Origin of the sequence: Tabrizicola caldifontis (assembly GCF_004762095.1) — a bacterium.
Taxonomy (GTDB): domain Bacteria; phylum Pseudomonadota; class Alphaproteobacteria; order Rhodobacterales; family Rhodobacteraceae; genus Tabrizicola; species Tabrizicola caldifontis.
The window spans coordinates 1-13384 of record NZ_SIJH01000031.1 but is presented as its reverse complement, the minus strand read 5'-3'; the positions used below and the strand labels follow the sequence as shown (position 1 = coordinate 13384).

Annotated in this window: 15 protein-coding genes and 2 other annotated features; of the genes, 8 read left to right on the top strand and 7 right to left on the bottom strand. The window is 61.2% G+C overall.

The window, feature by feature from the left end; genetic code table 11:
- The first annotated feature begins 208 nt into the window (after window positions 1-208).
- Window positions 209-943, top strand: a complete 735-nt coding sequence (locus EYB42_RS17515) for a hypothetical protein (protein ID WP_205910007.1) — start codon at window positions 209-211, stop codon at window positions 941-943.
- A gap of 15 nt (window positions 944-958) precedes the next feature.
- Here EYB42_RS17515 and EYB42_RS16735 read toward each other — a convergent pair whose 3' ends face one another.
- Window positions 959-2287, bottom strand: a complete 1329-nt coding sequence (locus EYB42_RS16735; RefSeq protein ID WP_135451222.1) for a site-specific DNA-methyltransferase — start codon at window positions 2285-2287, stop codon at window positions 959-961.
- Complete coding sequence (locus tag EYB42_RS16730; protein WP_135451221.1) at window positions 2284-3546, bottom strand: site-specific DNA-methyltransferase; 1263 nt, start codon at window positions 3544-3546, stop codon at window positions 2284-2286. Before EYB42_RS16730 ends, EYB42_RS16735 begins: the two co-directional genes overlap by 4 nt.
- A gap of 656 nt (window positions 3547-4202) precedes the next feature.
- Here EYB42_RS16730 and EYB42_RS16725 point away from each other — a divergent pair.
- The 7 genes from EYB42_RS16725 to EYB42_RS16695 all read left to right on the top strand — a co-directional run bounded on the left by EYB42_RS16725 (window position 4203) and on the right by EYB42_RS16695 (window position 8150).
- Window positions 4203-5417, top strand: coding sequence for an MFS transporter (locus tag EYB42_RS16725; RefSeq protein ID WP_135451220.1), 1215 nt, complete (start codon window positions 4203-4205; stop codon window positions 5415-5417).
- 45 nt (window positions 5418-5462) lie between these two features.
- Window positions 5463-5663 (top strand): hypothetical protein, encoded by a 201-nt coding sequence (locus tag EYB42_RS16720; protein ID WP_135451219.1) that lies wholly within the window; start codon window positions 5463-5465, stop codon window positions 5661-5663.
- The gene (locus tag EYB42_RS17850; RefSeq protein WP_167851057.1) at window positions 5657-5962 is read left to right on the top strand and encodes a hypothetical protein; all 306 of its coding nucleotides are present in this window, start codon (window positions 5657-5659) and stop codon (window positions 5960-5962) included. Before EYB42_RS16720 ends, EYB42_RS17850 begins: the two co-directional genes overlap by 7 nt.
- 64 nt (window positions 5963-6026) lie before the next feature.
- Window positions 6027-6272: a hypothetical protein gene (locus EYB42_RS16710; RefSeq protein WP_135451223.1), complete on the top strand. Its 246-nt coding sequence runs from the start codon at window positions 6027-6029 to the stop codon at window positions 6270-6272.
- A 175-nt stretch (window positions 6273-6447) separates the two neighbouring features.
- Window positions 6448-6672, top strand: a complete 225-nt coding sequence (locus tag EYB42_RS16705) for a hypothetical protein (protein ID WP_135451218.1) — start codon at window positions 6448-6450, stop codon at window positions 6670-6672.
- 52 nt (window positions 6673-6724) lie between these two features.
- Window positions 6725-7336 (top strand): hypothetical protein, encoded by a 612-nt coding sequence (locus EYB42_RS16700; protein ID WP_135451217.1) that lies wholly within the window; start codon window positions 6725-6727, stop codon window positions 7334-7336.
- Window positions 7337-7415: 79 nt separating this feature from the next.
- On the top strand, window positions 7416-8150 hold the full coding sequence (locus EYB42_RS16695) for an RES family NAD+ phosphorylase (protein WP_135451216.1): 735 nt from the start codon (window positions 7416-7418) through the stop codon (window positions 8148-8150).
- A 24-nt stretch (window positions 8151-8174) separates the two neighbouring features.
- On the opposite strand, the gene EYB42_RS16690 is transcribed toward EYB42_RS16695, so the two are convergent.
- From EYB42_RS16690 to EYB42_RS16670, 5 genes are all read right to left on the bottom strand, one after another.
- Window positions 8175-9482, bottom strand: coding sequence for a M23 family metallopeptidase (locus tag EYB42_RS16690; RefSeq protein ID WP_135451215.1), 1308 nt, complete (start codon window positions 9480-9482; stop codon window positions 8175-8177).
- Window positions 9483-9591: 109 nt separating this feature from the next.
- The gene (locus EYB42_RS16685; RefSeq protein ID WP_135451214.1) at window positions 9592-9939 is read right to left on the bottom strand and encodes a TraR/DksA family transcriptional regulator; all 348 of its coding nucleotides are present in this window, start codon (window positions 9937-9939) and stop codon (window positions 9592-9594) included.
- A gap of 3 nt (window positions 9940-9942) precedes the next feature.
- Window positions 9943-10803, bottom strand: coding sequence for a universal stress protein (locus EYB42_RS16680; RefSeq protein ID WP_135451213.1), 861 nt, complete (start codon window positions 10801-10803; stop codon window positions 9943-9945).
- A gap of 14 nt (window positions 10804-10817) precedes the next feature.
- A complete protein-coding gene (locus tag EYB42_RS16675; RefSeq protein WP_135451212.1) occupies window positions 10818-12308 on the bottom strand; it encodes a SulP family inorganic anion transporter in 1491 nt (496 codons plus the stop codon).
- 68 nt (window positions 12309-12376) lie between these two features.
- Window positions 12377-12432 (bottom strand) — a sequence feature (sul1 is cis-regulatory element that is thought to sense ions involved in sulfur or methionine metabolism; They are found in Alphaproteobacteria).
- 100 nt (window positions 12433-12532) lie between these two features.
- Entirely contained in the window at window positions 12533-13063 is a 531-nt protein-coding gene (locus tag EYB42_RS16670) for an NYN domain-containing protein (protein WP_135451211.1), read from the bottom strand.
- Between the two features lie 73 nt (window positions 13064-13136).
- Window positions 13137-13190, bottom strand: a sequence feature (sul1 is cis-regulatory element that is thought to sense ions involved in sulfur or methionine metabolism; They are found in Alphaproteobacteria).
- Window positions 13191-13384 lie beyond the last annotated feature (194 nt).

The following is a 13384-nucleotide window of genomic DNA, read 5'->3' as shown; positions in this document are numbered from 1 at the left end:
GCCGCAGCGACCCGCAAAAAGAAGGAAGACAGCCATGCCTTGACCCCAGCCTGAGCCGAAATCCATAATCAGAGGTGGCTCACTTCTCGATGGAAAACCCGGCTCAGTTCTGGGTGGAAATCAACAGGTGTAAAGGGCGAGGTTGGGATCGTCGGGGATATTCTGAATTTGGAAGAAGTTCCCGATCTCGGAGTACAGAAAATCGCGCATGAAGAAGTGTCGGGACAAACGCTCGCGTCCAAGCGCCTCCAGTCCCCTGACGCTCCCAGGCTTTCGTTTTCTTCCTGCGGGAAAATCATCCAGTGGTGACATCGGCTTTGTTCCGAATTTCTTGCGTCTTTGCAGAAGCCTATCGGGTGCGACGGCAGGTTCAAGCCCTGTGCAAGACATAACCTGGCACCGGCCTCTCATCCGGTCTGATCCGGCAGGGCAACTGGCCCAAGAAGTGCAAGCGCTTGACCATTCACAGCGCGCTATTGAACTCGAGCACAGCCGACGACTACGCTGCCGCAAAATGGAGTTAAATGCTTTGCAGAAGCTATCCCATCAACAGGCCGGAACTCTTGGTGAACTGCTTGCCTTGGCGAAGCTGAACACGCTTGGGCTTGCCGCCTACATCAGTCCCGAGGGCGCGCCGGGACACGATCTGATCGTGGTCGTCCACGGGGAGGCGAAATCCATAGAGGTAAAGACCCGACAGTTCCTGGAACGCCCCACCGAAATTACGCGTTGGCCCGTCGACCTCGGTACGAAGGGTGAAGCAGATTTCTTTCTCTTCGTGGAACTCGACCTGAGAACGATCACGCCGACCTTCTTCCTGCTGACTAACGCACAGGCTCGCGAAACTCATCGGATCAGTTCTGGAATGGGGAACTGTTATCCCGCGCATGTCCGAAAACTGGCCAAGGCAAATGATTTGTCGCCACTGCTTGCCGTGATCTGACGGCACGGCCCTCGATCAATCCGGTCCCTTCGTTGCCTTCCGTCCCGTCGCCATCTCCCACCGCCGCACGGCGACGTCGCAATAGGCCGGGTCCAGTTCCACCGCGCAGCAGCGTCGCCCGGTGCGTTCCGCGGCGATCAGCTGGGTGCCAGAGCCGCAGAAGGGCTCGAACACCAGGTCGCAGGGGTCGGTGAAGGACTCCAGCACCGCCTCCACCAGCGCCACGGGGAACACGGCCGGGTGCGATCCGGCGGCGCCCAGCCCGCCCTTGTGGCGCATGATCCGGAACACAGAGTCCGGGATACGATGGCTCTGTATCGCGTTGCCGTAGCCGGTCTTGCGATGGACTGTGCCGTCGGCCCCGCGCAGCCCGCCGCCGCCGAGGGTTTCGCCTGCGTGCTTGCTTTCGACCGTCTTGTTCGGCTTCCGCGGCTGGCGGTTGAAGTGGAAGATGAATTCGTGCGACGGTGCCAGCCGCCCGTTCCAGTCGCCGGGCAGGCCGGGCCCTTGGTCCCAGACATACCAGCCAAAGCGCCGCCAGCCCTGCGCGCGCATCCAGTCGACCCAGCCCTCCCAATACGGGATCCATTCGCCATCGCGGTGCACGAGACCGAGGTTCACCAGCAGCTGGGCATCGGCAGTGACGGGCGCTGCGGCAAAGACGCCCTGCATCAGCGCATCCCAATCGCCGACCTTCACCTTCGCCGCGCCATAGTCGCGCTGCTGGGCATAGGGTGGGGAGGTGAACATCAGCGACGCCTGCGCGTCGTCCATCAGGCGGGCCACCACGCCCGGGTCGGTGGCATCGCCGCAGATCAGGCGATGATCGCCCAGCGCCCAGATGTCGCCTGGCTTGGTGATCGGATCAGCCGGGGTCTCGGGAATGGTGTCGGCCGTGTCATCGTCGATGGGCGCGCGGTCGTCGGCATCGTTCAGCAGCGCGTCCAGCTCGCCCTCGGGGATCCCGATCAGCCCTAGGTCGAAGTCCTCGGTCATCAACCCGCGCAATTCCTCGAGCAGCAGCGCCTCGTCCCATCCGCCCAGTTCGGTCAGCTTGTTGTCGGCGATCCGGTAAGCGCGACGCTGCGCCTCGGTCAGATGGCCCAGCACGATGACCGGTGCCTCGGCCAGCCCGAGCTGCGCCGCAGCCAGGACCCGGCCGTGGCCCGCGATCAGCTCGCCGTCGGCCGCGACGAGGCAGGGGGATGTCCAGCCGAACTCGGCCATGCTGGCGGCGATCTTCGCCACCTGGTCGGCGTCGTGGGTCTTGGCGTTACGCGCGTAGGGGCGGAGGCGGGCCAGCGGCCAGTGCTCGATCCGGCCGGGCAGGAGGGGCGCGTTCATGCGGCGAGCCGCTTCGCCTTGAGGGCGGCGAAGGTTTCGCCGGTTTCTGCCAGCACGGCCTCCTGACCGGTGAAGGACTGCCAGCGCTCGATGGCGACATCGACGTAGGCCGGGTTCAACTCGATCCCAAAGCAGACCCGCCCCGTAGTTTCGGCTGCGATCAGCGTGGTGCCGGATCCCATGAAGGGTTCATAGACCGCCTGGCCGGGGCTGGAGTTGTTCAGGATCGGGCGGCGCATGCACTCGACCGGCTTCTGCGTGCCGTGGACGGTGTCAGCATCCTGATCCCGGTTGGCGATCTGCCACAGCGTCGTCTGCTTGCGGTCCCCGGCCCAATGACCCTTGCCCTTGGCGCGCACCGCATACCAGCAGGGCTCGTGCTGCCAGTGATAGTCGCCGCGGCTGAGCACCAGCCGGTCCTTTGCCCAGATGATCTGCGACCGGATGGCGAAACCTGCTGCGGTCAGGCTGTCGGCCACGGTCGCGGCGTGCAGCGCCCCATGCCAGACATAGGCGACGTCACCGGGGAACAACGCCCATGCCTCGCGCCAGTCGGCGCGGTCGTCGTTCAGCACCTTACCGGTGCGCTTGGTTTTCGCGGCCCCGGCCTGATTGCGCCAGGAGGGATCGTACTCCACCCCATAGGGTGGATCGGTGACCATCAGCAGGGGGCGCACGTCACCGAGCAGCCGTCCGACCACATCGGCCGCGGTGCTGTCGCCGCAGATCAGCCGATGCGCGCCCAGCTGCCAGAGATCGCCCGGCACCGACACCGGTGAGACCGGCAGTTCCGGAACATCGTCCTCGCCCTCGACCGGACCTTCCCCGCCCAGCGCCTCGGGATCCCGCAGCAGCGCGTCGAGGTCATCGTCGCTGATGCCCAAGAGCGTCAGGTCGAAATCCTCGGCCAGCAGCCCCGCGATCTCGTCGCGCAGCATCGCCTCGTCCCATTCGCCCAGTTCGGTCAGCTTGTTGTCAGCGATCCGGTAGGCCCGGCGCTCGGCCTCGTCGAGATGGCTGAGCCGGATCACCGGCACCTCGGTCAACCCGAGCATCGTGGCGGCCAGCACCCGGCCATGGCCTGCGATCAGCTCGCCGTCGTCGGCCACCATGCAGGGCACGGTCCAGCCGAACTTGGCCATGCTTGCGGCGATCTTCGCCACCTGGTCGTCGCCATGCATCTTGGCATTGCGGGCATAGGGGCGCAGCCGGGCAATCGGCCAAGACTCAACCTGGCTCGGCGCGAAGACGAGGTCCATGGGATGGGGCTCGGGATGTGGGGGAGGGGAAATGAAAAGCGCCCGCGAGGGGGTTCCTCCGGGCGCAATTCGTCGATGATCAAGGGGTAGGTCAATGGGGGCAGGTCTGTCAACCCGAAAAGTGAAGCGGATTCAAAAGCTTCTGACGAATTGGCCTCCAGGGGTGGCTTCTCGCCCCCTGGCTTCCCCGAAGGTGGCTTCCCTGGCTTCCCGCCGGGAATCCACTCCGGCCGGATCGTGATTCCGCAAACCGCTGATCTGACTCAAGAATTCCGGCATCAAGGCGCAAGGTGGCTTCCGCCTGGCTTCCCCGGTGAAAACGCCTCACGCTAGCGAACCGCCGCGCTGCGCCCCCCCGCATACGTTCAGGGCCGGGGAGGAACCAGAGAGGGGGGCGCAGCGGCTGAACGACATGCTTCTCCCAAAAAAACACCTTTGGTTCAGCGGGACGCCGCATGCAGCCTCCATCAAGGTAGCTGCTTGCAGCAGCCGGAGCACCCAAAGGCTGCGCTTTTCTCTTGACAGGTTGTCGCACGCTTTCATTCCCGTCTCAGTTCTGATAGCGGCACTAAAGGGAAGCCGACACTGTTCCAGTGATCCAGCAGCGAGCGACACAGCAGAATTCATCAAATGATTACCCGCGGCGAGAATGACCTTTGGTCAGACTGACTGGCTTTCTTTACGTTAACGCACCTTGGCTCTTTGCCGGGTTTCTACTGACGTTTGCTTCCAGCTTCGGGCAGACCTTCTTTATTGCGATCTTCGCGGGCGACATCCGAGCCGAGTTCGGACTGAGCAATGCTGCCTGGGGCGGGGTCTATGCTGTTGCCACAATGGCATCTGCAGCCATGATGGTCTTTGTCGGCGGGCTGACCGACAGGTTTCGCGTGCGACTGATCGGGCCTGTCATCCTGTGCGGCCTTGCCTTTGCGACAACCCTGATGACGCTCGCAACCGAGGTTGTAACACTCATAATCGCCGTGTTCCTGCTGCGCTTGATGGGACAGGGGATGATGGGGCAGACCGCGATGGTCGCCATGTCGCGCTGGTTTGTAGCGACGCGCGGACGTGCCATCTCGATTGCTGGACTAGGTGTGGCCGTGGGTGAGGCTGCCCTGCCTCTTGCCTTTGTGGGTCTGATGGGCTGGTTCGAGTGGCGAACATTGTGGCTGGTCGCGTCCGTGCTCCTGCTGATCGCCGCAGTCATCATCACGATAATCCTGAAAGCTGAGCGCACCCCACAGGCCATGGCGCGCGAAAGCAGCGCGGTTGGGATGCAAGGCCGCAATTGGACGCGCCTAGAGGCGCTCCGGCACTGGCTCTTCTGGTTGACACTGCCGGCCCTTCTGGGGCCGGCTGCCTGGAACACAGCCTTCTTCTTCCACCAGGTACATTTCGCGGAAACCAAAGGCTGGGCGCATTTCGATTTGGTGGCGCTGTTTCCGGTTTTCACCCTGTCAGGCGTCGCAAGCATGCTGGTCACTGGATGGCTGGTTGACAGGGTGGGGTCATCCAGGATTGCCGGGATCTATCTTTTTCCGATGGCGCTTGGTTATTGTCTGGTCGGCTGGGCGGAAAGCCTTAGCGCGGCGGCAGTCGGTCTCGTCTTCATGGGGCTATCTGTCGGCGCGCATTCGACAATGAGCGCAGCGCTTTGGGCCGAGTTCTATGGCACGGCGAACCTTGGCCGCATCCGCGCAATGACCGGGGCGTTCATGGTGCTGGGCACGGCGATAGGCCCCGGCGTTTGCGGCTGGCTTATCGACGCCGGGATCAACATGCCAACGCAGGCTTTCGGGATCAGCGCATATTTCGTGGTGGCTGCCATTCTCGCGGCCCTAGGAGGACGAAAGGCAGCGCGGTTTCTCTAAGACCTGATGGTCCGGATGATGGTGCGCCGCCATATAGGGGGGGAAGTGGCAGCCTTCCGGGAGTCCGATCATTCCAGTCTCGCCCTGCTGGCCAAGACACAGAAGCAGGCCGCAAGGTTGCACGCGGCACTTGCCGTGAAGGTCATTGACGCCCGGCTTCTGGATGACGGCAGCACCGGGTTTTCGAACGGGATCATCGTCTGCTTCCGGCATCTGGCAAGGGGCTGGAGTTTGACCGTGTGGTGATCACCGACGCTGATGCCGCGACCTACCGCACCGAGATGGACCGCAACATGCTCTACGTTGCCTGCACCCGAGCCATGCATCGCTTTACCGTGATCGGTGTGGGCGCGATGTCGGTATCCTGCCAGAACCTGGCCGGAACGCGACGGCTGCAGCATGACAAACAGAGACGAACACGAAGGGGTAGATTTTTTCGCTCAGATCGCCTATATTATTTTCAGACAGCCATTCCACGCCCTCGGGCTATTTCAGGAAATGCCGTCGATTTTCAGCAACATCGCTGCACAGGTCGCCACGATTGACGTGGGCACCTGTCCGCAGTCCCCATGGCAACGGTGCCATGGTACAAGATTACAAGGAAGACGCATGGCCCTGAAGGTCAAGATATTGGAAGAAAACAACAAGATCATCGCCAAAGGCGTTCTTGACGGGACAGTCCCGTTCCTCTTCGAGGATTCCGGCGACCGCTGGAGCGTTCGGATCGGCAAGACATGGCGGCATATGGAGCGCGAGCGCCATTCCAAGGGCCAGCCTTTGATCTCTGAAGCACGGCAAAAGATCTACGGCGCGATCGCTCGGTTCCGGTGCGAAGCCAAACCTGCGCTCGCCTGATGCCAGATGCAGCGGCACTGTTGGCCGACCAGCACCGGCCCTCACCGCTAACCTGAGAGGTGGGAAGAAGCACCCGTTTGGCCAGCAGGCTGCACAGAAGGTGCCACTTCCAGAAAGCCTTTTACCTGCTCCCGCTTTCGGGCGTGATCGTATCTTCGATAGGAAAGGAGACTGAATGTTTCAGAAAATCGCCTTGGCTGAACGTGTAAGCCGCAAAACAGCACAAGAGCTGCATCGCTACATGATGGACTTTGCCGAGGGCACGCATCGGCTATTCTGGATCGAACAACGTGCCTATGTCGAGGTCGACTGCCAGAGCGACGCAGAGCTTGTCAGACGACAGTTTTCGCAGCTGGTCCAGCCCGAGCCCCGTTTCACGGGCAGAACCTTCCCTTGGTAATGCGCGGCCACTGGCCGCGTTTTTTTCATTCAAATCCAGGGGGAGTTTGCAGATGCCTCAGGTTCAGGCTTGGGACCACGGTCGCTACGTGATCAAGGGTGGCTACATCAACAACTGGGCACCGGCGCGGGCCTTCGTTCGCCAACCGAGGCACATCAAGGGTTCGATCCTTGAATGTTCTGGCGACACAGTGGAAGCCGCTATGGCGAAGGTTGCCGCCGAATTGGACAGGATCGCCGAGGAAGCCGTCGTCGAACGCCGCACAGACCTTGGAAGCGGCCTGCGCATCCCTGCCAGAGGTGAGTTCGAGATTGCATTGCGGTGCGTTGCAATCCCGGCAGCCGTTCTCGACCTCCTGCACGTTCATGCAATCTCGCCGACATGGTTGCCTGCCCTCGAGGACATCGCCCGGTTTGGTGGAATGCCGGATGTCGCCACGCTGATTGGCGCTTACGAGAGGGTTTCGACTGCGATCACAGCAGAGTTGGACCTGGCAGTACCGCCTGGATTGAGGCTTCATCTCGTTCTGTCTTTGTCGGATGCCACGCCACCTTCGTCCGACGCGACGGCCGACCTTCAACCAGAGCTTCGGCTTGCGTTGACGTCACTTCTGGGAACCACCTCATCCCTCTTGGACAAGGGGCAGATGCTTGGCAACCTCTGACATACAGGATCTGAACTTGCCCGCTGCAGGTCAAACGGGCCTCGTATCAGCGAGGACCGGCACTGGTGGACCGGGTAAAATGGTGTCGGCCTTCAACGGGCCGAGGGATTTTCTGGACTTCAAGGCAGAGGTCTCGCAGCGGCGGCGATATTTGCGATCTGCGGCAGGAGATCGCTTTCTAGCGGCCGTCGCCGAAACCTGCCGCTCTCGGGTCGAAACCTTTGCCGAGGGCCACGAGTTCTGGCGCGCGCAAGTGGGCCACGAATGGTCGACCGATGCAGATGGCCGGCGCATCAGCGGCCCGCATCCGGAAGCGCGGATGCGTCCCTTGAATGACAGGGCCTACGAGGGGCGGGTCAACCCGAAAGGAATTCCCTGCCTCTATCTGGCCACGTCGCGTGAAGTCGCCATGTCCGAGGTCCGGCCGTGGCTTGGCTCAGTCGTGTCTGTTGCCCGATTTGCCCTCGGGCGCACGGTCCGGGTTGTCGATTGTTCACACTATCACGGCGCTGAAGCACCGGCGGAGGATCTGCCGGATCCGCAAGGGATCGATGCCAGCGTCTGGGCCCACATCGACTTCGCCTTCTCACGTCCTGTCACCCGCAGCGACAACACCGCGGAATATGCGGCCACCCAGATCATCGCTGAGGTATTCCGAAGCGAGGGGTTCGATGGGGTGATCTACAAGAGCGCCTTTGCCGAGCAGGGCTACAACATCGCGCTATTCGATCTGGATGCGGCCTTGCAGACAGAGTCTTACCTGTATCAGGTTCAGAAAGCCGCTTTCGAGTTTCGGGAATTGAACTTGGAATGAACTGAAAGCTGGCAGTTGGCTGAGTCAGCCACCCTGATCGGGGCCCATGGGCAATTCGCTTGCCAATACCCGTGTAAGTTTGCCCCGCGCTTCATCGAGCAGCACCTGCATGGAAAGGATATCTGGACGCCCTGCCGTGTTTCCTTCAAAATTGTCACCCGTCAGAGGCGGCACCGGCGTGCCATCCACGATAATCTCGTAGTGCAGATGCGGCGCTGTCGATGTGCCCGTCGACCCGACCTGACCGATCTCTTCGCCTGCGGCAATCCTTTGACCAGGAGCAATCGCTGCGCTTGTAGCGCTCAGATGGGCATAAATCGTGCGGATGTTACCGGAGTGCTCGATCTCGACCATCAGACCGTAGCCGCTCCTCCGCTCGATGAAGGCGATGGTGCCGGGGTGTGTTGCGCGCACCTCAGCCCCAAACGGGGCGGCGAAATCGATACCGCTGTGCATCCGAATGCCACCGTGAACGGGATGGTCCCGCAGCCCAAAAGATGAACTCAGACGTGCGCCGGGGATCGGCTGATAGAATGTGCGAACAAGCCGATCGTCCTTGTATATCAGGCTGTGGCTGGCTTCGTCATCCGGCCAGACCACCTCAAAGCGCTCCTCGCCAAGATCGATTTCCGCATAGTCAATTATGGGGTCTCCGATGATCCGGTCCCCCAGCCGGTTCTCGCGCCAGACGATCCGCAGGTGCTCGCCGCCCGTCACCGCGCGCCTGAGGTCAAGCGTGCCATCCAGAATCAATTCAAGGTCGGTGGCGAATCTCGTCGGAATGCTTGCGGCGTCCAGGGCCGCAAAGATCGACGTGGCGATCTCTGCCTCGCCCGCCCGTACCAGCGTCTCAAGTTCCGGTGGAATTGTGCGGACGGACGGCGTATCGCCAAAGACTGCGCGAATACGCTGGCCGTCCTCGACTTCGAGCGTCGCGCTCCAGATCAAGCCGTGAGATTCAATTTCGAGCGACAGGTGATAGCCCGGCTTAAGGCGGCGCAGGTCGTATTCAGCCCCGATCGCGCGAGAAACTTCGGACCGCATAGGCGCTTCAAGACCTGCTTCGGCAAGCAGAATGTCCAGGTTTTCGCCTGGACCGATGACGCGGGACCAGGCGATCAGGTTGTCTGGAGGTGTGCCCTCCTCGCGGTTATTCTGGGTCGATCCATCATGTGTCTCGTTGTCAAAGACTTCCGATACAAGGCGATCCTGTGCGGAACCATCGGACGACGGTGCGGCAAGACTGGGTCGGGGCTTGTTGGCTTCCCGCACCGCGATCGTAACCGAAAGGCCAACCACCGCGACCAGGGCTGTCCAGTACCTTAACCTCATCCGATCTTCACCGCACCGCTGCCACGCCAGATCAGAGAAGCGCTTGCATCCAACACACTGCCAAAGCGCGAGTGATTTGCTTGCAGATTAACCCGGTCACTCAGCCAGTTCATTTGGCACAATCCCGGCAGCGAACGGTCGTCGGATCCAGGTCGAGGCGCTTTTCGCCAATGAACTCGCCACAGGCGTCACACCAGCCAAACTCATCGCGGTCCAACCGCCGCAGTGCCGCTTCCAGCGCGCGGATACGGGCATGGCGACGTGCCTCCTGAGCCGCCGCCATGGCCTGTTGCTGCATGGCGTCCATTCGGGAGAGCCTGCCGACACTCTGCTGATCCAGTTCGACAGGCTTGCGGTGTTCGGCGGTCTCACCAGAGGCCTTTCGCAAGGATGCCAGCTCCTCGCGAAGGCGAGGAAGGAACCGCTGCTTCAGCTCTTCTGGCGTCGGCTCGCCCATGGCTTAGCGCATCAGGACGACCGGCACCTTGCAGGACCGGATCATTGCCGTCGTGGTGGAGCCGATGATCAGGCTGCGGATGCGGCTGTGGCCGTAGGCGCCCATGACCAGCATGTCGAACTGAGCCTCGTCGACCAGCTTGCCAAGCGCTGTTTCAGGCTGGCCGGGAAGGATGGACGTGTCTGCGTCAATCCCCGCCGCTTTCAACATCGCTTTCGCGTTGTCGAGACCCTTCGTGATCTCGGGCGTGCTGCTGCCAACCGTCACAATGTGCACGGACAGCCCCTGAAACAGAGGGCTGCGCGCGATGTGATCAACGGCTTTCATAGCCGAGGCACCTCCGTCATACGCCACAAGCACCTTCGAGATCGGCTTGAACGCTCGCGACGCGACGAAGACCGGCTTGTGGCTGGCGCGCACGATACGTTCAAGGTTGGAGCCCAGATGCCCCTTGGCGAAGTCCGCGTCCTCGCCGCGCTTGCCGATGATGATGACGCGGGCCCCCGCCTCGACTTCCGCCACGGCTTCGACCACATCGCCGTGACGCAGACGGGTCGAGATGTCGGTAACACCGCACTTGGCCAGGATGGCGCTGGCATCTTCCAGAATGGCCCGGCCCTTGTGGCTCATCAGCTTGGAGCGCTGAGCATCCAGTTCGGCCAGTTCGTTCAGCAGAGCCGTCCGCGCGCCCAGGGCGATGGCGCCGGAATGATCATGCGTATCAGCAAGCTCACGCCGACCCAGGACATGGATCAGTTCGACTGGTGCGCCTGTACGCTGCGATATCCAGGCAGCATGGTCACAGACGCTGGCGGAGTAGATGGAGCCGTCCACGAGGGCGACGATCTTATCTTGTTGGGTCATGGTGTTTGCCTCCCTCAATGTGACATCAGCTGATCCATCGCGCCCGGCTTGTCATGAATGGCAAGCTTGTCGACGATGGTTTCGGTGGCGGCGTTCATGCCGACGATCTCGACCTCAGCCCCGTCGCGGCGGAACTTCAGCACCGCCATGTCCAGCGCCTGCACGGAACTGATGTCCCAGATATGCGCGGCACTGACGTCGATCACGACCTTGTCGAGGGCTTCCTTGAAGTCGAAGGCATTCATGAAATCCTCGACCGAGCCGTAGAACAGCTGGCCCTCCACGCGATAGGTCCGCTCACGCCCATCCTTGGAAATGCTGGTCGTGACCTTGAACAGCTGCGCGATCTTGCCCGCAAAGAAGATGCCCGACAGCAGAACCCCCACCAACACGCCAATGGCGAGATTGTGAGTGTAGACCACGGTCACCACTGTTGCGATCATGACGATCGACGACGAACGGGGATGCAGCCGCAGATTCTTGAGTGATGACCAGGAGAAGGTTCCGATCGACACCATGATCATGATCGCGACGAGAGCCGCCATCGGGATCTGGCTGACAAGATCGCCAAGCACGACGACCATGAACAGCAGGTATACCCCCGCCGAAAAGGCTGACAAACGCCCGCGCCCGCCCGATTTGACGTTGATGATCGACTGCCCGATCATCGCGCAGCCCGCCATGCCGCCGATGAAGCCTGTGGCGGTGTTCGCGATGCCCTGGCCGATGCACTCCTGATTGCGGTTCGACTTGGTATCGGTCAGATCATCGACGATGTTTTGCGTCATCAGGCTTTCGAGAAGGCCCACCACCGCCACCGCTACGGAATAGGGCAGGATGATCATCAGCGTCTCAAGCGTCAGCGGGATCTGCGGGATCAAAAAGATCGGAAGCGTGTCGGGCAGCGCGCCCATGTCGCCCACGGTGCGGACGTCCCAGCCGAAGAACAAGGTCAGGCTGGTCAGCACGACGATGGTAACCAGCGGCGACGGGATTGCTTTGGTCAGCAGCGGAAAGAGATAGATGATCCCAAGGCCCGCCGCGACCAGAACATAGGTCAACCATGTGACCTTGGTCGGATCAAGTTCCGGCAGTTGCGCCATGAAGATCAGGATCGCCAAGGCGTTCACAAAGCCGGTCATCACCGACTTGGACACATATCGCATGACAAACCCTAGCCGCAACAACCCGGCCCCGATCTGGATAAGCCCGGCCAGCACGGTGGCGGCCAGCAGATATTGCAGCCCGTGGTCACGAACCAACGTGACCATCAGAACTGCCGTGGCTGCCGTGGCGGCCGAGATCATGCCAGGCCGTCCACCCGTGATGGCGATGATCACCGCGATAGAAAAGCTGGCATAGAGCCCGACCTTCGGGTCAACCCCCGCGATGATGGAAAAGGCGATGGCTTCCGGGATGAGGGCAAGGGCCACGACGAGGCCTGCCAACAGGTCCCCACGGATGTTGCCAAGCCATTGGGCGCGGTATGCGTCGAGTGAAATCATGTAAATTCGTTCCTGATCGACCCGGGCCTGACCGGCCACGCGTCGAGATGTGATCTGGTATCAGTTCAGGTGGTCTGGCGGATCAGCGGCCAGAATAGCCACCCGGGCTTGCACCGGGTCCATGCTTATCTCAGGCCTGTTACGCGCAAACTTGCATCTTTGGCAACCCAAAAGCTGCAGTTTCATGCTGCGCCGCCGCATCCCGCGTCGCTTCTGCCCCTTTTCTAGTCTTGGGCAAGAAAGAATCGTTCATCCTCGTTGATGTCGATAAAATCTTCCGCGAGGTCGATCAGGGGTGGTGGCGGTGCGATGCTGGCCGGAACAGCCCGGCTTGATACAAGGGTCACGGGAACGTCCATGTCCTCAAGGCGTTTGAAAAGAGGGATCAGCTTGGCGTCACCAGCGACAATCACAAGCGCGGCGCCGTCATGCGCCGCATCCACGGCATCGATGGCCAGTTGAATGAGGTTGGAACCGTAGCGCTCTCGTTGATACCAAGGCTCCGCAAAGTCCTTCGAGCCACGCATTTCGATCCCGTGCCTTTCGAGCCAGTCAAAGAACCTTTGCAGTCGATGATGTTCGTCGATGTCACGTGCGTCGCGATAATAGAACGCTTGCGCGGGTGTACTTTCGGTGCCGAAGAAGTCTCGCAGCTTCACAAGATCGAGGGGGCGTCCAAGTTTTGACCGAAGCCGGTCAACATGGCTGCCGTCAATAAGCAGGATCGTGCGGTCGCACTCTTCAGGGTCGGTCATTTGCAATCTTTTCTGGTATCTGTGGATGAGCCTGCATCAGGCGCAATCCAGTAGACTGGCCCTAGGGACATGCCAGTTGCCGAGGGATAGGCGCTCGGAGAAGCCATCCGACCTGGTCGGATCCAGTTCACAGTAGCATTACGATTTGAGAGGTGAGAAATGCAAGACAAACGAGCACGGCATTCGCTGTGGCGCTGCTGTGACCCCCGATGCTCATCCGGCTGACACCAGAGTCCTTTGTTGAACTTGGCGCTGTTTCGCCGACGGAGCAATGGGCGATCTGCGCAGCGTTTCGGTTGCGCGAAGCTGATCGCCCATTGC